The sequence below is a fragment of the Candidatus Poriferisocius sp. genome (assembly GCF_965219775.1).
Lineage (GTDB): Bacteria > Actinomycetota > Acidimicrobiia > Acidimicrobiales > Bin134 > Poriferisocius.
The window spans coordinates 623,121-649,060 of record NZ_OZ244793.1 but is presented as its reverse complement, the minus strand read 5'-3'; the positions used below and the strand labels follow the sequence as shown (position 1 = coordinate 649,060).

The following is a 25,940-nucleotide window of genomic DNA, read 5'->3' as shown; positions in this document are numbered from 1 at the left end:
GCCTCGCTTGCGATCAGCCCTTGGCCTCGATGAAGGCGTCGGAGTACTTGATCTCGAAGTCGCCGGTGTCCACCAGTTCTTCCAGGACTTCCACCGGGGCCACGTCCCGGGAGGTCACGAATACCCGCAGTTCCTCGTCCAGCCCGTCCACCGCGGCGGTGTTGGGCGTGGCGTAATAGTTGTAGTTCGACAGGGCGGCGCCCTGCTCGCCGTTCAGCAGCCAGTTGATGAACGTGTGGGCCGTACACCGGCTGCCGGCGTCGAACGGGATGGCCATATTGTCGATCCAGCGGGTACCGCCCTCCTCGGGCACGAAGTACACGTACCGGGAGGGGTCGTCGGTGTCTAGGAACTGGGTGAACATGTCGCCGGAGTAGCCGTGGGCGATCGCCGTCTCCCCGGTGGTGAGGAACTCGTCGGCCGAGTCGGTGTTGAACGCGGCCAGCCGATCACGGGTGCTGGCCACCAGGTCGGTGGCCTCCTGCAGCTCGCCTTCATCGGTGGTGTTCAGCGAGTACCCCAGGTACTTGAGGGCGGCGCCCAGCGTCTCCCGGGGATCGTTGAGCAGGGAGATGGAGCCGCTGTACTGGTCGGCGATCGCCGGGTCGAACACCAAGCCCCACGTCCGGGGGAAATCGGCGCCCACCACCGCGGTGTCCACCGCCAGACCGGTGGTGCCCCACTGGTAGGGCACCGAGTAGTCACCGGCGGGGTCGTAGATCAGATTCTGGAAGTCGCTGGAGATGTTGGACAGGTTGGGGATGGCGTCTTTCTGCAGGGGTTGGATGGTGCCCCCGGCGATCAGGATGGCCACCATGTAGTCCGACGGCACGATGAGGTCGAAGCCCGAATTGCCCGCGGCGATGATCGGCTGCATCGCCTCGTTGGAGTCGTAGACGTCCATCGTCACGCTCACGCCGAACTCCTGCTCGAAGTCCTCGAGCAGCTCCGGGTCGATGTACTCGGCCCAGTTGTAGATGGCCAGATCGCCGTCGGTCTCATTGACCTCGCAGGCGGCCGCCTCACCGCCGTCGTCGTCATCACCCCCGCAGGCCGTGGCCACCAGGGCAATGGGCAAGAGCAGGGACAGCAGCCAGAACAGTCGGCTGCGCTTGTGGGATACCTTCATGGAAACTCCTTTGGGTAATGGGTCAGGTTAGGTGGATTGGCGAATACGGAGACGGCGGACCCGGTCGACCAACGACCGGGGGCCGCGATCGCTCATCTGCTGGGCCAACAGCGAGAGGGCCACCAGGAAGATCGACGCCGCCAGCATGATCACCGAGGTGGCGTTGATGAGCGGGGTGACGCCCCGGCGTATGAGGCCGAAGACGTAGACCGGCAGGGTGGTGGCGCCGGGACCGGCCACGAACTGCGTGACCACCACGTCGTCCAACGACACGGTGAGGGCGAGCAGGGCGCCGCCGGCCACGCCGGGGATGATCTGGGGGAAGGTCACGAACAAGAAGGTCTTCCACCGGGTGGCGTACAGATCCAGCGCTGCCTCTTCGAGCACCTCGCTCATGCCCGCCAATCGGGCCCGAACCACCACCGACACGAAGCTGATGTTGAAGGCGATGTGGCTGAGGGTGATGGTCTCGAACCCCTTTTGGAGGTTGAAGCCGAACAGGGCTTCCACCACGTCGAAGGCCTCGGCGAAGAACAACAAGAGCGTCACCGCCATGGTCACGTCGGGAATGATGATCGGCAGGTAGAGCAGGGCGTCGAAGGCCTTCTTGCCCCGGAAGGTGAACCGCTCCAGGGCCAACGCCGACAACGTGCCCAGCACCACCGAGACCACCGTGGACAACACCGCCACCCGGATCGACACCCACAGCGCACTCTGCACCGGCTCGCTGTCGATGAACCCCTGGTACCAGTCGAGGGTGAAGCCTCCCCAGCGGCCCACGTTGCGACTCCTGCTGAACGAGAAGATGAACAAGACGATGATCGGCGCGAAGAAGAACAGGTAGACGAGCCAGGCGTGGGCGGCGAGCAGGGCTCGGGTCGCCCCCCGGGGCTGGGCGGTGCTGCTCACAGGTTCCTCCCGCCGGTTCGGAAGTACACCAGGGTGGCCACCAACATGACCGCCATCAGCACGAAGGAGGCGGACGCCCCCAGCGGCCAGTTCCGGGCGGTGAGGAACTGGGTGACGATGAAGCTGCCCAGCAGGGTGGTCTTGGCCCCACCCAGGATCTCCGGGGTGACGTAGGCCCCCAGGCTGGGCACGAACACCAGGATCGAGCCGCCGATCACCCCGGGCATGGACAGCGGCAACAGCACCCGCCGAAACGTCTGGAACCCGGAGGCGTACAGATCGCGTCCGGCTTCGATCAGGCTGCGATCGATGCGCTCGATGGCGGCGTACAGGGGCAGGATCATGAACGGCAAAAAGCCGTACACCAGCCCGATCATGACCGCACTGGCGGTGAACAGCAGCTCGTTCTCGCCCAGGCCGATGGCTTCGGTGATGTTGGTGAACAACCCGTCGTTGCCCAACAACACCCGCCAGGCGAAGTTGCGGACCAAGAAATTGGACCAGAACGGGATCATCACGAAGACCAGCATCAGGTTGCGGACAACCGGCGGTCGGGTGGCCATGTAGTAGGCGAACGGATAGGCCACCACCAAGCAGATCAACGTGGTCAAAAGGGCCATCCACAACGACCGGTACAAGATGTCGCGCACCAGGGGCTCGCCCAGCTTGCGGTAGGAGTCCAGGTTCCATCCCGAGAGCTCGGTGCTCCCGAACCGGTTGCGGGTGGCGAACGAGTAGATGAACACGATCACCAGCGGGATGGCGAAGAACAGGATCAGATAGCTGTAGGCGGGCAGAGCCAGCAGGAAGCCCCGGCGCGACTTGGCGCGCTCGGCCGCCCTTTCCAGCTTGGGGGTGGCGACCTTGGCCGCGTCCACGTCGGGCTCGTGGACCAGGGTCATGTCCTCACCACCGACACCGTGTCGGGATCCCACGACACCGCCACCGCCTCGCCCACCGAGGGCCGGTAGCCGAGCGCCTGCTGCTCCCGGCGGACCTCGAGTTGCATCCACTCCAAGTCCACCGTGTACACCAAGGCGTTGCCCAGATAGGTCACGCCCTGGAGTCGACCCGACACCGAGGGCCGGTCGGCGGGCACCTCGTCCACCGGGTGCAGTTCCGCCCGCTCCGGGCGCAGGCACACGGCCACCTGGGTGCCGGTGGAAAAGTCCGACGGGCCGGGGATGTGGGCACCGGTGGCCAAACACACCGTGTCCTTGGACACCACGAAGGCGTCGAGAAGGTTGGTCTGGCCGATGAAGTCGGCCACGAACCGGTTCACCGGTCGCTCGTAGATCTCCTCGGGGGTGCCCACCTGCAACAACTCGCCCTCGGACATCACCCCGATGCGGTCGGCCATGGTCAAGGCCTCCTCCTGGTCGTGGGTGACGAACACGAAGGTGATGCCCACCTCCCGCTGCAGGGCCTTCAGCTCCCGCTGCATCTCCTGGCGCAACTTCAAATCAAGCGCGCCCAGGGGCTCGTCCAGCAACAGCACCTTGGGCTGGTTGACCAGGGCCCGGGCCAACGCCACCCGCTGTCGCTGGCCACCCGAGAGCTGCTGGGATCGGCGTTGCCCGAAGCCCTCGAGCCGAACCAGGCTGATGGCCTCCTCGACCCGGGTGGCAATCTGGGCCTTGGGAACCCGCCGCATCTTGAGTCCGAAGGCCACGTTGGCCTGCACCGTCATGTGGGGGAACAGGGCGTAGTCCTGGAAGACGGTATTGACCGGACGCTTGTTGGGCGGCAGGGTGCCTGTCTCGCTGCCGAATATCTTGAGGCTGCCCTCGGTTGGGAACTCCAGCCCGGCAATCATGCGCAAGGTGGTGGTCTTTCCGCAGCCCGATGGTCCCAGCAGGGCGAAGAACTCCCCGTCGTCGATTGTCAGGTCCACCGAATCCACCGCCACCACCTCGCCGAAGCGCTTGGTGATGCCGGCCAGCTCCACGGCTGTCGGCTTCGTGTTCGTGGGCGGTCGGGTGGCGGCCTCGGCGACGGAAGGGCCGGCGGTTGCTGGTGTCCGGTCGCTCACGTGATCATCCCCCCTCGGCTCAACGGTCAGCCCGTGCCCCAGTTGTAGGACTGCTTGACCAACCGCAGGTAGTACAGCGTTTCCAGTCCGACCACCCCGGGGATGGATCGGATGCGGTCGTTGACCACCGACATGAACTCGTCGCTGCCGGTACACACAATCTCGGCCATCACGTCGAAGCGCCCGGCCACCACCACCACGTAGTCGGCTTCCTCGATCTCGGCCAGGGCCTCGGCCACCACCCGGGCGTCGCCCGACACCGTCACCCCGATCCACGCCTGATAGCCCACCCCCAAGGCCACCGGGTCGGTCACGGCCACTACCTGGATGACCCCTCGCTCGATCAGGCGGTTGACCCGCTGGCGGGTGGCGGTCTGGGAGAGGCCAACCATGGGGGCGAGCTTGGCGTGGGGCAGCCGCCCGTCCACCTGCAGCTCGCGGATGATGGCCTTGTCGGTCTCGTCCAGGTCGTACACCGCCGTCATCGCCCCGCTCCCCTACAACACCTGGGCCTGGGCCTCGGTCAACGCGGTGCGCAGAATCTGGTTGATCCGGTCGAACTCGTCGGGACCGGCGATGAGCGGCGGGGAGAGCTGGATGACCGGTTCACCCCGGTCGTCGGCCCGACAGATCAGGCCCAGCTCCAGCAGCCGATTGGACAGAAAGCCCCGCAACAGCCAGTCGGACTCCTCCTCGGTGAACGTCTCCTTCGTTTCTCGGTCCTTCACCAACTCGATGCCGTAGAAGTAGCCCATGCCCCTCACCTCTCCGACGATGGGCAGATCGGTCAGGTCATCGAGGGCGGCCCGGAACCGGTCTTCGTTGGCCTGCACGTGGCCGATCAGGTCCTCCTTCTCGAAGATGTCGAGATTGGCCATGGCCACCGCGCAACTGACCGGATGGCCGGCAAACGTGAATCCGTGGAGGAACGACTCTCCGGTGCCCACGAACGGCTCGGCCACCCGGTCGCTGGCGATCATTGCCCCCAGCGGGGCGTACCCCGAGGTCAGACCCTTGGCGCAGGTGATGATGTCGGGCTGGTAGCCCAGCCGGGCCGAGCCGAACATCTCGCCCAGGCGTCCGAACGAACAGATCACCTCGTCGGACACCAGCAGGATGCCGTGCCGGTCACAGATCTCACGCAGGCGGGCGAAGTACCCGTCGGGGGGAACGAAGCAACCGCCGGCGTTCTGCACCGGCTCCACGAACACGGCGGCCACCGTTTCGGGATCCTGGGCCTCGATGACCTGTTCGATGTCGTCGGCACAGGCCAGGGTGCAGGCTGCGTCTCCGGCGCACCACGAGCAGCGATAGCGATTGGTGTTGGCGGCGTGGCAAGCGCCGGGCACCAGGGGCTCGAACGGCTCGCGGAGCGCCTGCAGCCCGGTGATCGACAGGGCGCCCAGGGAGGTGCCGTGGTACGACAGGTTGCGGCTGATCACCTTGTGGCGCTTGGGCTGGCCCACCGCCTTGAAGTACTGGCGGGCCAGCTTCCAGGCCGACTCCACCGCTTCGGAGCCACCCGAGGTGAAGAACACCCGATTCAGGTCGCCGGGCGTCATGCCCGCCAGGCGGGCGGCCAACTCCACCGCACCGGGATGGGCGTACGTCCAGATCGGGAAGTAGCCCAGCTTGGCCGCCTGGTCCCCGGCCGCCTCGGCCAGTTCCCGGCGCCCGTGGCCCACCTGGGTCACGAACAGGCCGGCCAGCCCGTCGATGTACTGGTTGCCCTGGCTGTCCCACACATGGCAGCCGTCGCCCCGCTCCATGATGCGCATGCCGTCGACGGTGCTGCCGATGGTGGTGAAGTGGCCCCACAGGTGCCGGTTGGCCAGCTCGACCAGCCCGTCATGTTGCATCGCGGCCCGCCCTTCCCTCCGAGGTGTGGCTGCTACGGGTAACCGATTTAGCACATGATATGGGATGGAAGCAACCAAATCTGTTGCTGTTCAAGAGTTTGTAACTGAAATCGCTGCAAAAGGAGACTTGATTGTGCGGGTTCAGCACTGCAATATGTCGGTATCCGAGGAAGGTGACCAGGAGGGTGATCAGATGCTGAAGGACAACTACATCAACGGCAAGATGACACCGGCCATCGAGGGCGCCACCGACACGGTGGTGAACCCGGCCACCGGCGAGATGATCGGTGAGGTGGCCTCCAGTTCGGCCGCCGACGTGGATGCGGCGGTCACCGCGGCGGCGGCCGCGTTCGAGGATTGGTCCACCAAGTCACCCCGGGAACGCAGCGAGATTCTCCACAAGGCGGCCGACGTGATCGAGGAGAACGTGGCCGAGTTGTCCCGATTGGAATGCGAGAACGTGGGCAAGCCGGTGTCCATCATCGAGTTCGAGATGGACCTGACCTGCGACAACTGGCGGTTCTTCGCCTCGGCCGGGCGCTTTCTCGAGGGAAAGGCCGCCGGGGAGTACATGGACGGGTACACGTCGATGATCCGCCGCGACCCTCTCGGGGTGATCGGCTCCATCGCCCCGTGGAACTACCCGCTGAACATGGCCACGTGGAAGCTGGGACCGGCGCTGGCCGCGGGCAACACTGTGGTGCTCAAGCCGTCCGAACTCACCCCCTACACCGCCCTGCGGCTGGCCGAACTGCTGGATGACGTGTTGCCCCCCGGCGTGCTCAACGTGGTGTGCGGACGGGGAGAAACGGCGGGGGTGGCCCTGGTGGAGCATCCCGGTGTGGCCATGGTGTCGCTCACCGGTTCGGTGGCCGCCGGCCAATCGGTGGCCCGCGCGGCCGCCACCACCCTCAAGCGGGTTCACCTGGAGTTGGGCGGCAAGGCGCCGGTGATCGTGTTCGACGATGCCGACATCGACGCGGTGGTGGGCAACCTGCGGGAAACCAGTTTCTACAACTCCGGGCAGGATTGCACCGCCCCCTGTCGGGTGATCGCCGGTGCCCGCGTACACGACCGGTTGGTGTCCGATCTCACCGACGCGGTGGGCTCCATCGTCACCGGCGACCCCATGGACAGCGACACCGAGATGGGCCCATTGGTGTCCGGCAGCCAGCTCGAGCGGGTGTCGGGTTTCGTCGACCGAGCGGCCGAGGCCGGGGCAGAGGTCACCATCGGGGGCACCCGGCGCGACACCGGCGGTTTCTTCTACGAGCCTTCCGTGGTGGTCGGGGTGGACCAGGCCTCGGAGATCGTGCAGCGGGAGGTGTTCGGGCCGGTGATCACCGTGCAGTCGGCCCCCGACGAGCACACGGCCCTGGCCTGGGCCAACGACTGCGACTACGGGCTGGCCTCCAGCGTGTGGACCGCCGACGTGGGGCGGGCCATGCGGATGGCCCGGGGACTGCAGTTCGGCACGGTGTGGGTGAACGACCACATTCCCATCGTGTCGGAGATGCCTCACGGCGGGTTCAAGCAGTCGGGCTACGGCAAGGACATGTCGATGTACGCGGTGGAGCACTACACCGAGGTGAAGCACGTCATGGTGAAGCACTGAGCTTCCCATGGCGAGCCACGGCCACAACGCCAGGCTGACGGTGGCGACCACCATGGGTCCCCATGGGTGGTGAGGGTTGGGCCGCCCAAGCCCTGGCCGCAGCCGAACCGGCGGTGTTCTGGACCGACCGCCCCGACGCTCCCCCCGCCGGTGCTGCCCTGGCCGAGACCATCGAGGTGGACCTGGCCGTGGTCGGCGGCGGCTACACCGGCTTGTGGGCCGCCCTGCAGGCCTTGGAGGACCAGCCCGGCCGCCGGGTGGTGGTGTTGGAGGCGGACCACTGCGGTTTCGGGGCCAGCTCCCGCAACGGCGGGTTCTGCGATTCCTCGCTGACCCATGGCCTGGCCAACGGCCTGTCCCACTGGCCCGATGAGATCGAGACCCTGGTCAGGCTGGGACGCCAGAACCTGGCCGATCTGGCCGCCACGCTGGACCGGTACGGCATCGACGCCGACTACTGGCCGGTTCCCGAAGTCGGAGTGGCCACTGAGCCGTGGCACCTCGAGGATCTGGCCGAGGAGATCGACCACCACCGAGCCGTCGGTGACGACGTGGACCTCCTCGACGCCGATCAGATGCAAACCCTGGTGCGCTCCCCCACCTACCTGGGCGGGCTCATCCGGCGCAACGACGTGGCCCTGGTCGATCCTGCCGCTTTGGGGTGGGGCCTGCGGGCAGCCGCTCAGTCTTTGGGGGCCGAGGTGTACGACAGCACCCCGGCCACCGCCCTTCGTGGCCATCGCCGCGGCATCGAGATCAACACCCCCGGCGGCCGGGTCCGGGCCGCCCAGGCCGTGGTGGCCACCAACGCCTATCCCGGGCCCCTCAAGCGGCCCCGGCGCTACACCATCCCGGTGTACGACCACGTGCTGGTGACCGAGCCCCTCTCCGCCGAACAGCGGCAGTCCATCGGCTGGGGCGGCCGTGAGGGCATGGGCGACGTGTCCAACCAGTTCCACTACTACCGGCTGACCGCCGATGGTCGCATTCTGTGGGGCGGCTACGACGCCACCTACCACTTCAACAACGGGGTGGCCGCCCGCCACGATCAGAGCCCCCCGGTACACGCCAAGCTGGCCGATCACTTCTTCGCCACGTTTCCCCAGCTCGAGGGACTCTCCTTCAGCCACCGGTGGGGCGGACCGATCGGCACCACCACCCGGTTCACCGCCGCCTGGGGCACCGCCCATCGCGGGCGGCTGGTCTGGGTGGGCGGCTATACCGGCTTGGGGGTGGGGGCCAGCCGATTCGGCGCCCGGGTGGCTCTCGATCTGCTGCACGGCGCCCCCACCGAGCGCACCGAACTGGCCATGGTGCGCACCAAGCCGGTCCCGTTCCCGCCGGAGCCCGCCCGGTGGGCGGGGGTGCAGCTCACCCGCCGGGCCCTGCAGCGGGCCGATGCCCGACAGGGCCGACGAGGCCCGTGGCTGCGCCTGCTCGACCGGTTCGGCGTCGGCTTCGACTCGTGAACGCCGAGGACCACCGTGGCCGGATCCCCCGTGGGTGGTACTGCGAACTCCAGGTCGGTGTCCCCCGGTGAGCGATCGCTACCGCAGTCGGTCGTTCTGGCTGGACACTCTGCCGCACCCTTTGGTGCCTCGCCCGGCCCTCAGTGGCGACACCACGGCGGACGTGGCCATCGTCGGGGGCGGCTACACCGGGCTGTGGACGGCCTACTACCTGCTGTCGATGGATCCGTCGCTGCGGGTGCTGGTGATCGAGCGCGACATCACCGGGTTCGGGGCGTCGGGTCGCAACGGCGGCTGGTGCGTGGGAGAGTTGGCGGCCGGGCCCGCCCGCCACGAGAGGGTCGCGGGCAACGAAGGGGCTCGCAGGATGCTGCACGCCCTGTTCGACGCGGTGGACGAGGTGGGCCGGGTGGCCCGCCGGGAGGACATCGACTGCCAGTACGCCAAGGGGGGCACCATCCGGTTGGCCCGCAACCGAGCCCAACTGACCCGCCAGCGGGCCGAAGTGGAGCATCACCAGCAGGCCTACGGACTGACCGATGACGACCTGCGGCTGCTCGATGCCGACGAGGCGGGTGGCCACCTGAGCGCCACCGAAGTGATGGGCGGTCTGTTCTTCGCCCACACCGCCGCCCTCCAGCCGGCCCGGCTGGTTCGAGGGCTGGCCGAGGCGGTGGAGCGGCGGGGAGGCACCATCGTGGAGGGCACCACCGCCACCGCCATGGGGCCCGGTCTCGTGGTCACCGACTGCGGCCGCGTCCGGGCCGAGGTCACCGTGCGGGCCCTGGAGGGATACACCGGTTCGCTTGAGGGGCACCGCCGATCGCTGGCCCCGCTGTACTCGCTGATGGTGGCCACCGAACCGCTGGACGACGCCACCTGGGACACCATTGGCCTGCACCAGCGTCAGACGTTTGCCGACGACCGGTATCTGGTGATCTACGGGCAGCGGACCGCCGACGGGCGGATCGCGTTCGGGGGCCGGGGGGCGCCCTACAACTTCGGATCGAGAATCCTGCCTTCGGTGGAGCAGCGGTCGCGCACCCACGACCGGGTGGCCCGCACCTTGGTCGAGCTTTTGCCCGTGCTGAAGGACACCGCCATCACCCATCGCTGGGGCGGGGTCATCGGCGTCCCCCGCGACTGGTTTCCGTCGGTGGGCTACGACCGCCCGAGCGGATTGGCGTGGGCCGGTGGCTACGTGGGTGAGGGGGTGGCGGCGGCCAATCTGGCGGGCCGCACCCTGGCCGAACTCATCACCGACACCGACTCCCCCCGCACCGACCTGCACTGGGTGGGACACCGATCCCGGCGCTGGGCGCCCGAGCCGCTGCGGTGGCTCGGCATCAACGCCGCCCTGGCCGCCATGGACGTGGCCGACCGCTCCGAGGCCCGAACCGGCAAACCCTCCCGCCTCGCCTCAGTCACCCAGTCCCTCCTCCGCTGATCCCACCCCCGCACACCCAACCTCTGCGAGGAGGAGCTGTTCGTCGGGGAAGTGGTTGCTCGGAGGGGGTAGCGTCGGGGCATGGACACTTTCGAGGGCAAAGCAGCAGTCATCACCGGCGGGGCCAGCGGGATGGGCCGGGCCATGGCCGACCGGTTCGGCGCCGCCGGGGCCCGCCTCATGATCGCCGACGTGGAGGGCCCGGCCCTGGACGCCGCGGTGGCCGAGTTGAGCGACGCCGGGGTGGACGCGGTGGGGGTGCTCACCGATGTGAGTTCCGAAGGGGACATGGACGATCTGGCCGAGCAGGCCCTTTCCCGGTTCGGGCAGGTGAACGTGGTGTGCAACAACGCCGGGGTGGGCAGCGGCGCCCCGATGGAAACCCTCACCACCGCCGACTGGAAGTGGATTCTGGACGTCAACCTGTGGGGGGTGATCCACGGGATCCGGGTGTTCCTCCCCCACCTGTTGGAGCACGGCGACGGCCACATCGTCAACACCGGCTCGGTGGCGGGCCACACCTCCTATCCCAACATCGGCCCCTACAACGCCTCCAAGCACGCGGTGGTGAGCATCTCCGAGACCCTCTACAACGAGCTTCAGGAGCGGGGCTCCTCGGTGGGCGTCTCGGTGCTTTGCCCGGGCCTGGTGTCCACCAACATCATCAACTCCGAGCGCAACCGCCCCGAGTCGCTGCGCTCGCCCATCATTCCGCCCGACCCCACCCCCGAGGACGAGGAGCGGCGGCAGTTCATGCTGGGGCTCTACGAGCAGGCGGTCAAGCCTCCGGAGGTGGCCGAACTGGTGTACCGGGCGGTGCTCGACAATCAGTTCTACATCTGGACCGACTACGTGTACGCCGAGGCCATCCAGCAGCGCCACGAGGACATCCGCTTGGGTCGCAACCCCAGTCGCCGGAGCCAACTCGTGGAGGAGGACCAATCGGTCAAGGCACCACCCTCGTCCGGTTGAGCCCTCCCGTGGCCCTGTCCTTCCCACAACCGGCAACGCGGCCGAACCGCTCTTCGGGCTGAGCGCCGAGGGCCATGGCCGATACCGTCGAACGCTACGACTTGGTGGTGGTGGGCACCGGTTCGGGCAACAGCGTGCTCACCCCCGACTTCGACGGCTGGCGGGTGGCGCTCGTCGAGCGGGACGTGTTCGGCGGCACCTGCCTGAACCGGGGGTGCATCCCCTCCAAGATGTTCGTCTACGCCGCCGACGTGGCCCACCAGGCCGGTCGCACCGGGCATCTGGGGGTGGACAGCTCCCTCGACGGGGTGCGCTGGCCCGAGATCGTTCGCCGGGTGTTCGGTCGCATCGACCCCATCGCCCAGGGGGGTGAGGACTACCGCCACAGCCTCGACAACGTGAACGTCGTCAAGGGTGATGCCCGGTTCTGCGGCCACAAGCTGCTGGAGGTGGGCGGACGAAGCATCACCGGCGACCACATCGTGCTGGCCGCCGGCGCCCGGCCCTTCATCCCCCCGATCCCCGGCCTGGCCGAGGTGCCCTTCCACACCTCCGACTCCATCATGCGGCTGGAGTCTTTGCCCGACCGGTTGGTGATCCTCGGCGGGGGTTACATCGCCGCCGAGCTGGGCCATGTGTTCGACGCCCTGGGTACCGAGGTCACCATCGTGAACCGGTCCGAGCGGCTGCTGCGGGCCGCCGACGAGGACGTGTCGGCGACTTTCACCGACATCGTGTCGGCCCGCATGAGCTGCGTGTTGGGCTCACCCGTCCGGGAGGTGGCCCGCCGGGGTTCGCAGATCGTCGTGCGTACGGAAACCCGTGACGTTGTCGGCGACGCCCTGTTGGTGGCCACCGGGCGGGTGCCCAACGGCGCCCAGCTCGGCGTGGAGCAATCCGGGGTGGCCCTCGACGCCGGCGGCTACGTGGTGGTGGATCGTCATCTGCGCACCGGCGTGGACGGGGTGTGGGCGCTGGGTGACATCTGCAATCCGGCCCAGCTCAAGCACACCGCCAACGAGGACACCCGGGTGGTGGCCCACAACATCGCCCATCCCGACGACCTGCGCTCCCCCGACCACTCGGGCACCCCCTATGCCGTGTTCGCCTCCCCCCAGGTGGGGGCCGTCGGGCTGACCGAACAAGAGCTGCGATCCGGTGGTCGGCGCTATCTGCGGGCCGTGCGGCACTACTCCGACACCGCCTACGGCTGGGCCATGGAGGACACCACCAGCTTCGCCAAAGTGCTGGCCGACCCCGACACCCGCCTGCTCCTCGGGGCCCACATCATCGGCCCCCAAGCCCCCACTCTGGTGCAACAGCTCGTGCAGGGCATGCAGTTCGGCCTGACCGTGGACGAGATGGCCCGAGGCCAGATCTACATCCACCCCGCCCTCACCGAGGTGGTGGAACAAGCCCTGCTGGAGCTCTGATCACCCCAGAGGGGGTGCGGCCACCGGACCGGCCCCGGAGGGGTCGTAGATGGTCACCCGGTGGATGCGGCGGTGGTGGTCGCCGTAGTCGTTGATGGCGTAGTGCATGGTGCAGCGGTTGTCCCACAAGGCGGCGTCGCCGTCGCTCCACCGCCACCGCACGGTGAACTCGGGACGCTCCATGTGGTCACACAGCAGGGTGAGCAGGCGGCTGCTCTCGATGGCGCTCAAGTCGTTGAGCGACGAGGTCCACCCCCGGTTCACGAAGAGAATCCGTTGGCCGGTCTCGGGATGGACGGTCACCACCGGGTGATCGGTGAAATCGGTCAACCCGGCCCGGCCGTGCCGGGCCGTGAGGCCGTCGATGGCCCGGCGGATGGGTTCGGACAACCCCTCATAGGCCGCCTGGGTGTTGGCCCACATGGTGTCGCCTCCCGCCGGAGGGGAGACTTTCATCGACAACAGCGATCCCAACGGTGGCTGGCGGGCGAACGTCACGTCGGTGTGCCAGTAGGCGGCCCGGGTCATGGGTTGGGAGGAGTCCAGCACCAGGATCCGCCCCTCGTCGTCCACCGTGTCGTGACGGCGGTGATCGGTGTCGTCGTTGCTGACCGCGGCCAGATCGCCGAACACCGACCCCAGCGCCAAGTGCTGCTCATCGGTCAGGTGGATGGCGGGGAAGAACAGCACCTTGTGCGCCCAAAAGGCCTCCCGGAGTTCGTCGGCCACGCCGTTGCCCTCCAGGCGCCCGGCATCCAGTCCCTCCACGGTGGCCCCCAGTGCGGCCCCCAACGGTGTCACCTTGATCGTCATGGGCCCATCTTGCCAGATCGAGCCCGGATCAGCGGGCACAAGTGTGGCAGGATCACCCGATGGGCACGGTGGGTGCGTCTGATCAGGTCCACTTCCCCGCCGGGACCGACCCCGCCACGGTGGATCTGGTGGCCGGGACCAGTCTGCCCGCGGTGTGGGCGGCGCGGTGGGCCGACGAGCCCCAGCGGCCGGTGCTGTGGGACGGCCCGACCGGGTGGCTGACGGCAGGGGAGCTGGCCCGGCGCACCGAGGTCGCCGCCGGACGACTCTACGGCGCGGGCCTTCGCAAGGGCGACCGGGTCGTCCTGTCGGCGGCGCCGTCCATCGACCTGGTGGTGGCCCACGTGGCCGCCCTTCGGCTGGGGCTCATCGTGGTGCCGGTGAACGGGGCCTACCAGCAGGGCGAGCTGGCCCATATCGTCGGCGACGCCGCTCCTCGGGCCGCGGTGGTGGATCAGCCCCCCTGGGTGCGGTGGCTGGCGGAGCTGGCCCCCGAGTTGCTGGTGGTCTCCCCTCGGTTGGATCTGGCCGACGCCACCGCTCTCAGTCTGGATCAGCTCGCCGGGGGCGACCCCGCCCTGTTGGGCTACACCTCGGGCACCACCGGTGCGCCCAAGGGGGCGGTGCTGACCCACGCCAACCTGCTGGCCGGGGCCCGGTCGGTGGGCATCGCCTGGCGATGGACCCCCGAGGACCGCCTGGTGTTGGCCCTGCCCCTGTTCCACATGCACGGGCTGGGCGTAGGGCTGCACGGCACGCTGTTGGCCGGGGCCTCCGCGGTGCTGGTGCCGGGCTTTTCGCCGGACGCGGTGCTCGACGCCGCCCAGGCCCATGACGCCACCCTGTTCTTCGGCGTGCCCACCATGTACTCCCGACTGGCCCAATCGCCGCGGGTGGCGGGGTTGTCCCGGCTGCGGCTGTGCGTCTCGGGTTCGGCGCCCTTGCCCGCCGACCTGCATCACCGTCTGGGGCAGAAGGCCGGGGTGCGGGTGTTGGAACGCTACGGGATGACCGAGACCATCATGTTGGTGTCGAACCCCTACGACGGTGAGCGCCGGGCGGGCACGGTGGGGTTTCCCCTGCCCGGCGTGGAACTCCGCCTGGCCCCCGAAACCGGCGAGGTACAGGTGAGAGGGCCCAACGTGTTCCCCGGGTACTGGCGTCGCCCCGAGGCCACCGCCGCTGCCTTCGATGCCGACGGCTGGTTCCGCACCGGCGACCTGGGGGCATTCGACTCCGACGGCTACCTGGTGCTGCAGGGACGGGCCACCGAACTGGTCATCTCGGGCGGGCTGAACGTGTATCCCCGCGAGGTGGAGGACGCCCTGCGCTCCCACCCCGACGTCGAAGACGTGGCCGTGACCGGCACCCCCGACGACGAGTGGGGGGAGTTGGTCACCGCCTGGGTGGTGGCCGCCGGCAAGGACGCTCCCACGCTCGAGCAGCTTCGACACCACCTCGACGGCGTCTGCGCCCCCTTCAAGCACCCCCGCATCCTCCATCTGGTGGGCGAACTCCCCCGCAACGCCCTCGGAAAAGTACAAAAACACCTCCTGGCCTGACCCTCGCCCGAGTGGTGCCCCAGTTGTACAAGGCCTGATGCAAGGCTTGATACAAGGCCTATTGCATGTAGCGCCTAATGCAATACCTTGTACAATACCTTGTATCATGCTGCGCATGCGTCAGACCACTGTCTACCTTCCCGATGATCTCAAGCAGCGACTGGAACAGGCCGCCCATCAGGATCGTCGGAGCGAGGCCTCCATCGTGCGCGAGGCCCTTCAAGAAGCACTTGACCGGCGAGTGGTCACGCCGACGGCTCCGTTGTTCGAGACCGGCTGGGGCGAACCGACCATTGCGGAACGCGTGGACGAGTTGCTCGACGAAACCGGTTTCGGCTCGTGATCCTCGACACGAGCTTCCTGCTGTCGGCATTCGTCCCCGATCAGACCCACCACCACGCCTGCGCTCGAATCCTCGCCTCCCGCAGACCGCTCGTCGTGTCGCCCTTCGTGCTGGCCGAACTGGACTACCTGACGGCCAAGCTGGCCGGCAGCGATGCTCAGTCAAGGCTGTTGAGGGAACTCTCATCCGGCGCTTATGAGATCGCGGTGTTCGATCAGTCGGACCTGCTGCAGTCGAGCCGCATTGTCGAGCGCTACCAGGACCAGCAGATCGGACTGGCCGACGCCTCGCTGATCCTGCTGGCCGACCGGTACGGCACCGATACCATTGCCACCCTGGACCAGCGGCACTTTCGCGTGGTCAGGTCATTGGACGGACGCCCCTTCACCATCCTGCCTTCGGATGCGCAAGCCTCTCAAGGCTGACGGATGGGGTACGTTGCCCCCGTGAGCACGGGGAGGCCGCTGGACGGGGTGTTGGTCGTGTCGGTGGAGCAGGCGGTGGCCGCGCCATTGGCGTCGTGTCGTCTGGCCGACGCCGGGGCCCGGGTCATCAAGGTGGAACGTCCCGGCGGTGACTTCGCCCGGGGCTACGACTCGGCCGCGGGAGACGGTTTGTCCAGCTATTTCGCCTGGCTGAACCGGGGCAAGGAGTCCATCGTCTTGAACCTCAAGGACGACGACGACCGGTCGTTGTTGGCCCGCATGGTGGCCCGGGCCGACGTGTTCATCCAGAACCTGGCCGTGGGGGTGGCCGACCGCTTGGGGTTCGGCTCCGCCGCCCTGCGGGAACGGCACCCCCGGCTGGTGGCCTGCGACATCTCGGGCTACGGAGCCTCGGGTTCCTATGCCCACATGAAGGCCTACGACCTGTTGATCCAGGCCGAGAGCGGCCTGATCTCGGTTTCAGGGGCGCCGGGGCCCCTGGGCCGGGTGGGGGTGTCGGTGGCCGACATCGCCACCGGCGAAGCCGCCGCCCGGGCCATCAGCCAGGCCCTGGTGCGCCAGGCCCGCAGCGGCCAGGGGGCCCGCATCGAGACCTCCCTGTTCGCCACCATGGCCGAATGGATGACCGTGCCCCTGTTGCACCACGACGGGCTGGGTCGGGCCCCTGAGCGGGTGGGGCTGGCCCACCCGTCCATCGCCCCCTACGGCGGCTTCGAGACCGCCGACGGCACCACCCTGCTCATCGCCGTGCAGTCCGACGGCGAGTGGCGCACCCTGTGCCGCCTGGTGCTGGACCGACCCGAGTTGGCCGACGACCCCCGGTTTGCCACCAACCGGGCCCGGGTGACCAACCGGGCCGACACCGACGGGGTGGTGGCCGAGGTGTTCTCCCGACACAGCACCGAACAGCTTCACCGACTGCTGGGCGACAGCCGCATGGCCTTCAGCACGGTCAACGACGTGGCCGGCCTGTCAGCCCACCCCCAACTCCGCCGCAGGGCCGTCGCCCACGCCGACACCACCGTTGACCTGCCCGCCCCCGCCACCACCGCCGACTGGGATGCCTTCGACACCGACCCGCCACCGTCGCTCCCCACCCTGGACCAACACCGAGCTCAACTCCGGGAGGAATTCGCCCAGGACGCCCCGCCGGCGCCCTGACTACGGAGCGCCCTGCTGAAGGCAGGAGCGGTTTCCCGTTCTTACGCCCCGGTGAAGTGTTGGCGCAGGCGGAACTTCTCGACCTTGCCGGTGCCGGTGCGGGGGAGTTTGTCGATGGCTTCGATGGTGGTGGGCAACTTGTAGGGGGCCAGCTCCCCGTCGGTGTGGGCCCGTAGCTCGTCCTCGGTGGGCAGGTCGCAGCCGTCGGCCACCACCACGAAGGCGGCCACCGTTTCCCCCAGCACCTGGTCGGGCCGGGCCACCACGGCCACGTCGGCCACCGCCGGGTGAGTCCGCAGGGCGGTCTCCACCTCCACGGTGGACAGGTTCTCGCCCCCCCGGCGCACGATGTCCTTCTGGCGGTCCACGAAGTACAGGTAGCCGTCATCGTCCACGTAGCCCAAATCGCCGGTGCGGAACCAGTCTCCGGAGATGGCGGCGTCGGTGGCCTCGGCATCCTCGATGTAGCCCCGAAAACCGATGCTGGACCGCAGAAAGCAGATCTCACCCGGCTCGCCGGTGGGGGCCTCCGAGCCGTCGGGCAGGAAGATGCGCAGCACCGAGCCCTCGAAGGGCTTGCCCACCGACCCCGGTCGGCGGGGCTCGTCCAGGCGGGTGTAGGTGCCCGACCCGGCCTCGGTCATCCCGTACCAGTCCATGCACGGCACCCCGTAACGCTCCTCGATCTGATCGATGATCGGGGCGCACCCCAGCGGGATCATCACCCGCAGCGAGTGTGACCGCTCGATGGGGCTCGGCGGCAGCGTCATCAAGATGTTGACGATGGGCACCAGGGTGAGGAAATAGGTAGGGCGGTACAAATCCACCAGATCCCAGAACCGCGACACCGAGAACTTCCGCTGCATCACCACCCCGGCCCCCCGGCTGAGCGCCGACATGGCGCCCCCCATGGCGTTGCCGTGGAACAGCGGGGTCACCACCAGGGACCGGTCGGCGTGGCTCAACCCGAACATCTCCTCGTAGGGGATGGCCCCGCCCGCGAACAGCTCGGGGCTCATGGGCACCGCCTTGGGCCGCCCGGTGGTGGTGCCCGAGGTGTACAGGACGTTGCCCTCCACGAAACCGTCCACCGGCGGGAGATCGAGCCCGGCCCCCTCGGGGGCCTCGCCGATGAGGTCGGCCAAGAGCAGGGCGCCGTCCACGGGCTCGTCCACGCTGACCACCGCGTCCACCGAATCGACGGCAGCGGCCAGGGCCACCGCCCGCTCAGCCCGTTCCGCCTCGGTGAAGATGATCCGGCTGCGGGAGTGGCCCAGCACGAACTCCAGCTCGGCGTCGGACCATTCCGGGTTGGTGGGCACCCCGGCCAGGCCCACCGCCTGCATGCCCAGTTGGCACTCGATGTACTGGGGCCGGTTCCGCATCCAGATGCAGGCCCGGTCGCCCAGTCCGAAGCCGAACCGGTGTTGGAACTGGTGGGCGACGGCGCCGCCGTGGGCGGCCAGTTCCCCGTAGGTGCGATGGCCGTCGTCCTGGGTGAGAATGGCCTGCTTGTCGGGCCACATCCGACTGAAGTCCCGGACAACGTCAAACAGGGTGGGCATGGCCGCTCAGCCGTTCAGCGCCCGGTTGAGGGCCCGGATCGAGTCGGCGTGGTCGCGCCGCGACACGTCCGCGTTGCCGAAGATGGCCGAGCCGTGAAACGTGCCCGGATAAGAGTGCAGCTCCACCTGCACCCCGTCGCGCATCAGATCCATGGCGTACTGAATGCCCTCGTCCCGCAGCGGATCGAACTCCATGGTGGTGACGTAGGCGGGTGGCAGCCCGCTCAGATCCTGACAACGGGACGGCGCGGCGTAGTAGGGCACATCGTCGGCGCCGTAGAGGTCGCCCAGATAGTGCTTCCAACTCCACACCGCATTGGGGCGGTTCCACAGGGGGGTGTCGGTGAACTGGGTCATGGACGGGGTCTGCAGGCGGTCGTCCAGTTCGGGGATCTGGAGGAGCTGGAAGCACAGGGCCGGCCCGCCTCGGTCGCGGGCCATGAGCGCCACCGCGGCCGACAGGCCGCCACCGGCGGATCCCCCGCCCACCGCGATCCGGGCCGGGTCCACACCGAGTTCGCCGGCATGGGCGGCCGTCCACACCAACGCGGCGTAGCAGTCCTCCACCCCGGCGGGATAGGGATCCTCCGGAGCCAGCCGGTACTCCACCGATACGACAACGGCGTCCAATTCCTGGGCGTACTCCTGACAGGCGGCGTCGAACATGTCCACGGAGCCGAGCATGAACCCCCCGCCGTGGATGTACACCAGCGCGCCCCGCAGGCCATCGGCCTCGGCCTTCGGGTGATACACCCGCACCGGCACCTCCGGGTCACCGTCGCGGCCGGGAACGGTGAGGTCGCGCTTGGCCACCCCTTCCCGATCGGGCTGCTCGCCGAGCAAATTCGCCATGCCCGAGGTGCGGGACTCTCGGATGGCGCCGGGATCGCTCAGGTCGCCCAACTGGGTGGGCAATGCGGCAATGAGGTCGGTGAATTCGGGATCGAAGGCGTACTTCAGATTGGCCATGCCCCGACGGTACCGCTTCTCGGGGTGTGGCCGCGGCTTTCACCCATTCGGGGGGCCTCGGCGGGCACAGTACTCAACGGTGTCGGCAGGCCGGGTGCCGCCGGTGCTACGAGGTCAGGTCACCACGCCGGTGGCCCCGCCGTCGATGCGCAGGTGAGCGGCGTTGATCGAGCCTGCCCGGTGCCCGCAGACGAACGCCACCAAGGCGCCCACCTCCTCCACGGTGGCGATGTGCCCGCTCAGCGTGGGCATCTGCTCGGTGGCCACGTGGCGCTCCACCTCGGACCACTCGGTGGAGCGGCCCTCGCGCTCGGCTTGGCGGGTCCACATCTCCACCAACTCGGGGGTGGCGATGGCACCGGGGCTGACGCAGTTGACCGTGACCCCGCTCCCGGCCAGTTCCCGGGCCAGGCTCACCGTCACGGCGGGGAGCGCTCCCTTTGCCGCGTAGTAGCCCGGAATGCGTTCCCCCGGTCGGGTGGCCCCCACGGTGGAGACCAGCACAATGCGGCCCCAACCCTGGGTGCGCATGGCCGGTGACAGCAGCCGCGTCATCCGCACCGCGCTGAGCACGTTGCGGTTGTACGCCTCGATCCACACCTCGGGGTCGTCCTCAGCCCAGGAGGAGCCCACCGGCACCCCGTAGTTGTTGATCAGAATGTCGACGGGGCCGCCCTGCTCGGCCACCGCCGCCGCCCCCGCATCGGTGCAGATGTCACCCCACACCGAGCGGGTCGGAGCCCCCAACTCGGCGCTCAACCAATCGGCCTGCCCGTGCTCGAATCCGTGGACGAGCACCTCGGCGCCCTCGGCGGCCAGGGTGCGGGCGATCCCGCTTCCCGTACCCCGGTGGCTGCCGGTCACCAACGCCACCCGTCCGGTCAGTCCCAACTCCATGCCCCGATGCTGCCAGCCAATAGAGTGAGACGGCAATGGGCAGCACGACCGGGCGGTTCTTCCGGGTCACCACATTCGGGGAGTCTCACGGGGGCGGGATCGGCGCCGTGGTGGACGGGTGCCCCCCTCGGCTGCCACTGACCGCCGAGATGGTGCAGCACGACCTCGATCGGCGCCGACCCGGCCAGAGCCGCCTCACCACCCAGCGGGACGAGGCCGACCGGGTGGAGATTCTGTCCGGGGTGTTCGACGGATCGACCCTGGGTTCGCCCATCGCCCTTCTGGTGGGCAACGCCGATGCCCGGCCCGCCGCCTATGAGGACCTCAAGGACGTCTACCGGCCGTCCCACGCCGACTACACCACCGAGGCCAAGTACGGCATCCGCAACTGGCAAGGGGGCGGACGAGCCAGCGCCCGGGAGACCATCGGCCGGGTGGCCGCGGGCGCAGTGGCCCGCCAACTCCTCACCACGGTGGCCTCCATCGAGGTACTGGCCTGGGTGCAACAGGTGGGGACCATTGCCGCCGACATCGACCCAGAGACGGTGACGTTGGCCGACGTGGAAGCCCATCCCACCCGTTGCCCCTCGCCCGAACAGGCCACGGCCATGGCCGAGGCCATCGAGTCGGCCCGGCGGGACGGCAATTCGCTTGGTGGGGTCGTGGCGTGCGTGGCCCGAGGGGTGCCGCCCGGCTTGGGTGAACCGGTGTTCGACAAACTCGACGCCGATTTGGCCAAGGCCGTGGTGTCGCTGCCAGCGGCCAAGGGCTTCGAAATCGGCTCGGGCTTCGCCGGAGCGGCCTTGACCGGACGGGACCACAACGACCCCTTCGTGCCCGGCGACGACGGTCGGCCCCGCACGGCGGCCAACCGGTCGGGCGGCGTGCAGGGCGGCATCAGCAACGGGGAGGACATCCTGCTGCGGGTGGCGTTCAAGCCCACCGCAACCATCGCCTCGGCCCAGGAGACGGTGGACCGGGACAACAACCCGGTGGTCCTGGCCGCCAAGGGGCGCCACGACCCGTGCGTGCTGCCCCGGGCCGTGCCCATGGTGGAGGCCCAGGTGCTGCTGGTGCTGGCCGACCACTGGCTGCGTCAACGGGCAACCGACGTGATCGCCGGCCCCTGACCGGCCATGGCCGACCGCTCCGACACCGCCGTCACCCCCGAAGAGTTACGGCTGCTGGTCCAGGTGGGCGAGCGCATCGCCACCATCGCGTTGAACCGGCCCGAGGCCCGCAACGCCATGACCAAGCGGATGCGCAACGACCTGTGCGCCGCCCTGCGATCGGCCGACGCCGACGACGGGGTGGACGCCATCATCCTTACCGGTACCGACCCGGTGTTCACCGGCGGCGTGGACCTGCGGGAGGTGGCGGCCGACGGGGCCTCGGGCAACCTCGGAACCGACAAGCGCCAAGCCGAGGATCCGGCCCAGGCTTGTCGGGACACGGCCAAGCCCCTGATCGCCGCGGTGAACGGCACCTGCGTCACCGGGGGTTTGGAGATCGCCCTGAGCTGTGACTTCATCGTGGCCTCCGAGCAGGCCCGCTTCGCCGACACCCACGCCAAGATCGGGGTGATCCCCGCCTGGGGCATGAGCGCGCTGCTGCCGCGGGCGGTGGGCAAACGGATGGCCAAGGAGATGTCCGCCACCGCCCGGTTCGTGCCCGCCGAGGAGGCCCTGCGCATCGGAATGGTCAACCACGTGGTACCGCACCAAGAGTTGTCGGCCCGGGCTCGGGCGCTGGCCCATCAGATCGTGGCGGCCACCACCCCGGCCACCGGGGCCACCATGGCACTCTACGACGACGGCGAAGGGCTGAGCTTCGCCGACGCCAAGGCGCTCGAAGACCGGGTCATGGGGTCATGGACGGTGGACACCGACGACATGGCCCGCCGCGGTCTGGGGCCGCCTGCGAGCTGACGGCAGGCCGCCCCGGCGTGTCAACCCCCTCAGTCGGACACCACCCCCAGCATTCGCTTGCGCCGGTACAGGATGATCCCGGCGGCCGAGAGGGCCGCGGCCAGAAGCCCGAGAATGGCCACGGCCACCGTCTGGCCCAGCCCCCAACCGCCGCCACAATCACCGTGGCCGTCGGTCTGGGCCACCAGCGCGTCCGGAGGATCAAGCAGGTTGACGTCCCAGAAGAACGTGGTGGCGTCGCACGCGGTGCGCACCCGGTCGGCGTTGTGATCGAGGGGCCCGCCCGGCAACGTGGCGTTGACCATCAGCGACACGTCGAACAGACTCGTGAACGCTCCCGCCAACTCATCGGCTGCACCCGACCCCAACGCGTCATCGCTGATGTCGTCCATGGGCAGCACCAGGCTCCAGCCGTCGGGTCCGACCCGCCGGATCAGGATGTCCTCCCCAGCGGACATTTGCTCGAAGGCGACATCGGCGGATTCCTTGGACCAGGCGACGCGAACGGTGGCGCCGCAACGCCCGCCGTCGTCGATGAGAGTCGATTCCACCTCAACCCCTTCCGGCGGGGCGTCTGAGCCGTCGGAATCCCCGGCGGCATCCAAGTCGAATTCACCCAGAAGTTCTTCACAATCCAAGGAGAGGGAATCCTCGTCGCCACCCGGCTCCTGGCCCATCCCTCCGAATGCACCCAGGGTGTCGAGGAACTCCTGGGTCACCTCGAGGCCGACCTCGTAGGAACCACTGCCGTCCTCGTTGACGACCAAGTCCAGGGTGGCATTCAGGCACCCGGTGGCCCCGATCACCAGTGAGGCCACCAGCACCGACATGCCGACGCTCTTCCTCACTCGATGCTTCCGCACTCGATGCATGGTCCTCCCTCGGTTCAGGTTCCCCGCTCGGGTCCCGGTCATCACTCGGAGCACCCTACTGGCCGGTGAGGACCGTTCCCGGTCATCCCGGTCCGTTGCCTTCTCCGACCTGGGGGCGTGGTCGTATCATCGCCCGTCATGGCAGCCGAGGACCAGCAACGCGCCGGGGGTCGATTCAAGCAGGCCCTGGTGGCCGGAGACGAGGTGGCCGTCATCGCCGAGATCAAGCGCCGGTCGCCGTCGCGGGGTGATCTGAACGCCGACTTGGACCCCGCCACTATGGCAGTGGCCTACCGTAACGGGGGGGCTGCCTGCTTGTCGGTGCTCACCAACCAGGCCATGTTCGGCGGCTCCGGCGACGATCTGGCCGCTGCGGCCCACGCCTCCGGGTTGCCCGTACTGCGCAAGGACTTCATCGCCACCGCCCGAGACGTCCGGGAGTCCCAGGCCATGGGGGCGGACGCGCTGTTGTTGATCGTCGCCGATCTCTCGGCCCCCGATCTGGCCGAGTTGCACCACCTGGCCGTGTCGCTGGGCTTGGACGTGCTCACCGAGGTCAAGTCGGAATCCGAGCTGGCCACCGCCCTCGAGGCCGGGGCCGACATCATCGGGGTCAACCAGCGGGAGAAGCCCAAGAGTGCGGCCTTCACCATGGACTACCAACGGGCCGAGCGGTTGGCACCCCTGATTCCCGACCACGTGGTGAAGGTGGCTGAATCAGGGATCGCCGTGCCCGGCGGTACCACCATGGCCGAGGTGCGCGCCGCGGGCTACGACGCCGCCCTGGTGGGCGAGGCCCTGGTCACCGCCGACGATCCGGTGCGGGCGCTGAAGCAGTTGTTGGCCTGAGCATCTCTCCGCTCAGGGCATCAGAACGCTCCGGGCACCAGCACACCAGGGAATCCCGAACTCTCAGGGCACCAGCACGATCTTGCCGAAGAAGTCGGAGCTCTCCATCAGCCGATGGGCCTCGGCAATCTCCTCCAGCGGAAACACCGCCGCCACCACTGGGGTGACCTCGCCCCGCTCGATCATGGCCAGAAGAGCCCGCATGGTGGCGGCGATGCGGCCGTTGTCGGGGCGGCCCACCCCCATGAGGCTGATGCCCTTCACGAACAGTTGGCCCAGGTGCAACTCTCCCTTGTGCCCCGCGGTCACCCCGCAGGCCACGAACCGGCCCTCCGGGGCCAACGAGCGCACGGCGGCGGCAAGCACCGGGGCGCCCACGTGGTCGAGCACCACATCCACCCCCCGGCCACCGGTGGCAGTCTGCACGGCGGCGGCAATGTCCTCGGCGTAGTGGTCGATGGCTACTTTGGCCCCCAACTCCCGCGCCTGTGCCCGTTTCGGGGGTGTGCCCGCGGTGGCGATGACCCGGCACCCCGCTGCTCGGGCGATCTGCACCCCGAAGCTGCCCACCCCCGATCCCGCCGCCGTCACCAAGACCCACTCACCGGCCCGAATGGCCGCCTTCTCCACAAGGGCCTGGTGGGCGGAGCGGCCTGCTGTGGGTGTGGCCCCGGCGGCCTCGAAGCTGATCCCCTCAGCCAGGGGGAACACCAGCTCGGCCGGGGCCACCGCCAGCTCGGCGTGGGCACGATCCCCCGATGCCACCACCCGGTCGCCCACGGCCACCGACGCCACCTGGGGGCCGACGGCGACCACCTCCCCGGCGATGTCCCGGCCTCCCACGTGTTGCGGGCCCCGCAGGCGCATCCCGTGCGACCCCTCCCGCCAGTACACGTCCACCCGGTCGAGGGAGGTGGCCCGCACCCCGATGAGCACCTCCCCGCGGCCGGGCTCGGGATCGGCCACCTCCCCCACCCGCAACACGTCGAGGCCCCCTTGGGACTCGTGATAGGCGGCCCGCATCAGCGCACCCGCACCCGGGGCAGGTCCTCGTCCCGGCCCCGCAAGTGGGTCAGGAACTCCCCCACCGGCGCTGGTTCGGCCACATCGGCGGGTCCGTCCAGCCGGGCCTCCCAAAACTCCCGATACGTCGGCCAGAAGGTGTGCCACGCGCCCTCGTAGGGGGCCTCGTCGGGCCAGCGCATCTTGTTTTCGCCGATCGGCGGGGCGTTCAGATCGGTCGCGTACCAATACAGGGGGAGCCGGCGGCGGAAGTACCAGCGACCGTCGATGCGCTCGTAGTCGTCCCAGTACATCATGGTCATGATCACCCACGCCTCGCCGGTCTCGTGCTCGTTGCGGGAGTAGACCACCCCCCGGGCCCGATCGGGATGGTCGAATTCGATGATGTGGTTACCGGTCACGTGCGCGGTGCCGGTGAAGGGACCGCCCATCGTCTCCCGGAACCACTCGGCCAACGCCGCCCGGCCGGACCGCCCCCGGCCCACCTGCACGTCGGCGGGAAACAAGCCCACCCAGGCGTCCACCGCCCGCATGTCCAGCGCCAGGCAGTAGCGGGCCACCAGGTTGCGGATCTCCTCGATGGACTCCAATCGTTCAAGTCGCTCTTCTGGGGCCGGCACCGCTTTCATGGCGGGCAACCTACCCGC

Annotated in this window: 25 protein-coding genes; 12 read left to right on the top strand and 13 right to left on the bottom strand. The window is 68.7% G+C overall.

The genetic code is table 11. The annotated features are described in order from the left end of the window. Positions 1-13: 13 nt before the first annotated feature. The 6 genes from ACOQPQ_RS02925 to ACOQPQ_RS02900 form a co-directional block, all read right to left on the bottom strand. On the bottom strand, positions 14-1,129 hold the full coding sequence (locus ACOQPQ_RS02925) for a polyamine ABC transporter substrate-binding protein (protein WP_420637947.1): 1,116 nt from the start codon (positions 1,127-1,129) through the stop codon (positions 14-16). Between the two features lie 27 nt (positions 1,130-1,156). Further along, positions 1,157-2,038, bottom strand: coding sequence for an ABC transporter permease (locus ACOQPQ_RS02920; RefSeq protein WP_420637946.1), 882 nt, complete (start codon positions 2,036-2,038; stop codon positions 1,157-1,159). Next, positions 2,035-2,940 (bottom strand): ABC transporter permease, encoded by a 906-nt coding sequence (locus ACOQPQ_RS02915; RefSeq protein ID WP_420637945.1) that lies wholly within the window; start codon positions 2,938-2,940, stop codon positions 2,035-2,037. Before ACOQPQ_RS02915 ends, ACOQPQ_RS02920 begins: the two co-directional genes overlap by 4 nt. Then, the gene (locus ACOQPQ_RS02910; RefSeq protein WP_420640348.1) at positions 2,937-3,986 is read right to left on the bottom strand and encodes an ABC transporter ATP-binding protein; all 1,050 of its coding nucleotides are present in this window, start codon (positions 3,984-3,986) and stop codon (positions 2,937-2,939) included. Before ACOQPQ_RS02910 ends, ACOQPQ_RS02915 begins: the two co-directional genes overlap by 4 nt. A 110-nt stretch (positions 3,987-4,096) precedes the next feature. Beyond that, entirely contained in the window at positions 4,097-4,555 is a 459-nt protein-coding gene (locus tag ACOQPQ_RS02905; protein ID WP_420637944.1) for an Lrp/AsnC family transcriptional regulator, read from the bottom strand. 12 nt (positions 4,556-4,567) lie between these two features. Next, positions 4,568-5,929, bottom strand: coding sequence for an aspartate aminotransferase family protein (locus tag ACOQPQ_RS02900; protein WP_420637943.1), 1,362 nt, complete (start codon positions 5,927-5,929; stop codon positions 4,568-4,570). A 154-nt stretch (positions 5,930-6,083) separates the two neighbouring features. Here ACOQPQ_RS02900 and ACOQPQ_RS02895 point away from each other — a divergent pair, with 154 nt between their 5' ends. From ACOQPQ_RS02895 to ACOQPQ_RS02875, 5 genes are all read left to right on the top strand, one after another. Further along, on the top strand, positions 6,084-7,544 hold the full coding sequence (locus ACOQPQ_RS02895) for a gamma-aminobutyraldehyde dehydrogenase (RefSeq protein WP_420637942.1): 1,461 nt from the start codon (positions 6,084-6,086) through the stop codon (positions 7,542-7,544). Positions 7,545-7,606: 62 nt separating this feature from the next. After that, positions 7,607-9,013, top strand: a complete 1,407-nt coding sequence (locus ACOQPQ_RS02890; protein WP_420637941.1) for an NAD(P)/FAD-dependent oxidoreductase — start codon at positions 7,607-7,609, stop codon at positions 9,011-9,013. A 67-nt stretch (positions 9,014-9,080) separates the two neighbouring features. Further along, the gene (locus ACOQPQ_RS02885; RefSeq protein ID WP_420637940.1) at positions 9,081-10,460 is read left to right on the top strand and encodes an NAD(P)/FAD-dependent oxidoreductase; all 1,380 of its coding nucleotides are present in this window, start codon (positions 9,081-9,083) and stop codon (positions 10,458-10,460) included. Between the two features lie 81 nt (positions 10,461-10,541). Continuing rightward, positions 10,542-11,432: an SDR family NAD(P)-dependent oxidoreductase gene (locus ACOQPQ_RS02880; RefSeq protein WP_420637939.1), complete on the top strand. Its 891-nt coding sequence runs from the start codon at positions 10,542-10,544 to the stop codon at positions 11,430-11,432. 74 nt (positions 11,433-11,506) lie between these two features. Next, positions 11,507-12,865, top strand: a complete 1,359-nt coding sequence (locus tag ACOQPQ_RS02875) for a mycothione reductase (RefSeq protein ID WP_420637938.1) — start codon at positions 11,507-11,509, stop codon at positions 12,863-12,865. Here the strand turns inward: ACOQPQ_RS02875 and ACOQPQ_RS02870 are convergent, their stop codons facing one another. Continuing rightward, complete coding sequence (locus tag ACOQPQ_RS02870) at positions 12,866-13,678, bottom strand: TauD/TfdA dioxygenase family protein (RefSeq protein ID WP_420637937.1); 813 nt, start codon at positions 13,676-13,678, stop codon at positions 12,866-12,868. It abuts the gene before it with no gap. A 59-nt stretch (positions 13,679-13,737) separates the two neighbouring features. On the opposite strand from ACOQPQ_RS02870, the gene ACOQPQ_RS02865 reads away from it, so the two are divergent. From ACOQPQ_RS02865 to ACOQPQ_RS02850, 4 genes are all read left to right on the top strand, one after another. Next, positions 13,738-15,240: an acyl-CoA synthetase gene (locus ACOQPQ_RS02865; protein ID WP_420637936.1), complete on the top strand. Its 1,503-nt coding sequence runs from the start codon at positions 13,738-13,740 to the stop codon at positions 15,238-15,240. A 106-nt stretch (positions 15,241-15,346) separates the two neighbouring features. Then, entirely contained in the window at positions 15,347-15,583 is a 237-nt protein-coding gene (locus ACOQPQ_RS02860) for a ribbon-helix-helix domain-containing protein (protein ID WP_420637935.1), read from the top strand. Further along, complete coding sequence (locus ACOQPQ_RS02855; RefSeq protein ID WP_420637934.1) at positions 15,580-16,008, top strand: PIN domain-containing protein; 429 nt, start codon at positions 15,580-15,582, stop codon at positions 16,006-16,008. The genes ACOQPQ_RS02860 and ACOQPQ_RS02855 overlap by 4 nt, the downstream gene beginning before the upstream one ends. 21 nt (positions 16,009-16,029) lie before the next feature. Then, positions 16,030-17,190, top strand: coding sequence for a CaiB/BaiF CoA transferase family protein (locus ACOQPQ_RS02850; protein ID WP_420637933.1), 1,161 nt, complete (start codon positions 16,030-16,032; stop codon positions 17,188-17,190). Positions 17,191-17,231: 41 nt separating this feature from the next. Here ACOQPQ_RS02850 and ACOQPQ_RS02845 read toward each other — a convergent pair whose 3' ends face one another. The 3 genes from ACOQPQ_RS02845 to ACOQPQ_RS02835 form a co-directional block, all read right to left on the bottom strand. Next, entirely contained in the window at positions 17,232-18,755 is a 1,524-nt protein-coding gene (locus ACOQPQ_RS02845; RefSeq protein ID WP_420637932.1) for a class I adenylate-forming enzyme family protein, read from the bottom strand. 6 nt (positions 18,756-18,761) lie between these two features. Further along, positions 18,762-19,724: an alpha/beta hydrolase gene (locus ACOQPQ_RS02840; RefSeq protein WP_420637931.1), complete on the bottom strand. Its 963-nt coding sequence runs from the start codon at positions 19,722-19,724 to the stop codon at positions 18,762-18,764. 114 nt (positions 19,725-19,838) lie between these two features. Then, positions 19,839-20,621 (bottom strand): SDR family NAD(P)-dependent oxidoreductase, encoded by a 783-nt coding sequence (locus ACOQPQ_RS02835; protein WP_420637930.1) that lies wholly within the window; start codon positions 20,619-20,621, stop codon positions 19,839-19,841. Between the two features lie 35 nt (positions 20,622-20,656). On the opposite strand from ACOQPQ_RS02835, the gene aroC reads away from it, so the two are divergent. Together aroC and ACOQPQ_RS02825 are read left to right on the top strand one after the other, a co-directional pair. Next, the gene (gene aroC / locus ACOQPQ_RS02830) at positions 20,657-21,751 is read left to right on the top strand and encodes a chorismate synthase (protein ID WP_420637929.1); all 1,095 of its coding nucleotides are present in this window, start codon (positions 20,657-20,659) and stop codon (positions 21,749-21,751) included. 6 nt (positions 21,752-21,757) lie between these two features. Continuing rightward, the gene (locus ACOQPQ_RS02825) at positions 21,758-22,549 is read left to right on the top strand and encodes an enoyl-CoA hydratase (RefSeq protein ID WP_420637928.1); all 792 of its coding nucleotides are present in this window, start codon (positions 21,758-21,760) and stop codon (positions 22,547-22,549) included. A gap of 29 nt (positions 22,550-22,578) precedes the next feature. On the opposite strand, the gene ACOQPQ_RS02820 is transcribed toward ACOQPQ_RS02825, so the two are convergent. Continuing rightward, entirely contained in the window at positions 22,579-23,397 is an 819-nt protein-coding gene (locus tag ACOQPQ_RS02820) for a hypothetical protein (RefSeq protein WP_420637927.1), read from the bottom strand. 162 nt (positions 23,398-23,559) lie between these two features. On the opposite strand from ACOQPQ_RS02820, the gene ACOQPQ_RS02815 reads away from it, so the two are divergent. Next, positions 23,560-24,270 (top strand): indole-3-glycerol phosphate synthase TrpC, encoded by a 711-nt coding sequence (locus tag ACOQPQ_RS02815; protein WP_420637926.1) that lies wholly within the window; start codon positions 23,560-23,562, stop codon positions 24,268-24,270. 63 nt (positions 24,271-24,333) lie between these two features. Here the strand turns inward: ACOQPQ_RS02815 and ACOQPQ_RS02810 are convergent, their stop codons facing one another. Both ACOQPQ_RS02810 and ACOQPQ_RS02805 read right to left on the bottom strand, forming a co-directional pair. Continuing rightward, positions 24,334-25,293: a quinone oxidoreductase family protein gene (locus tag ACOQPQ_RS02810; RefSeq protein ID WP_420637925.1), complete on the bottom strand. Its 960-nt coding sequence runs from the start codon at positions 25,291-25,293 to the stop codon at positions 24,334-24,336. Further along, the gene (locus ACOQPQ_RS02805) at positions 25,293-25,922 is read right to left on the bottom strand and encodes a nuclear transport factor 2 family protein (RefSeq protein WP_420637924.1); all 630 of its coding nucleotides are present in this window, start codon (positions 25,920-25,922) and stop codon (positions 25,293-25,295) included. The genes ACOQPQ_RS02810 and ACOQPQ_RS02805 overlap by 1 nt, the downstream gene beginning before the upstream one ends. Between the last annotated feature and the right edge of the window lie 18 nt (positions 25,923-25,940).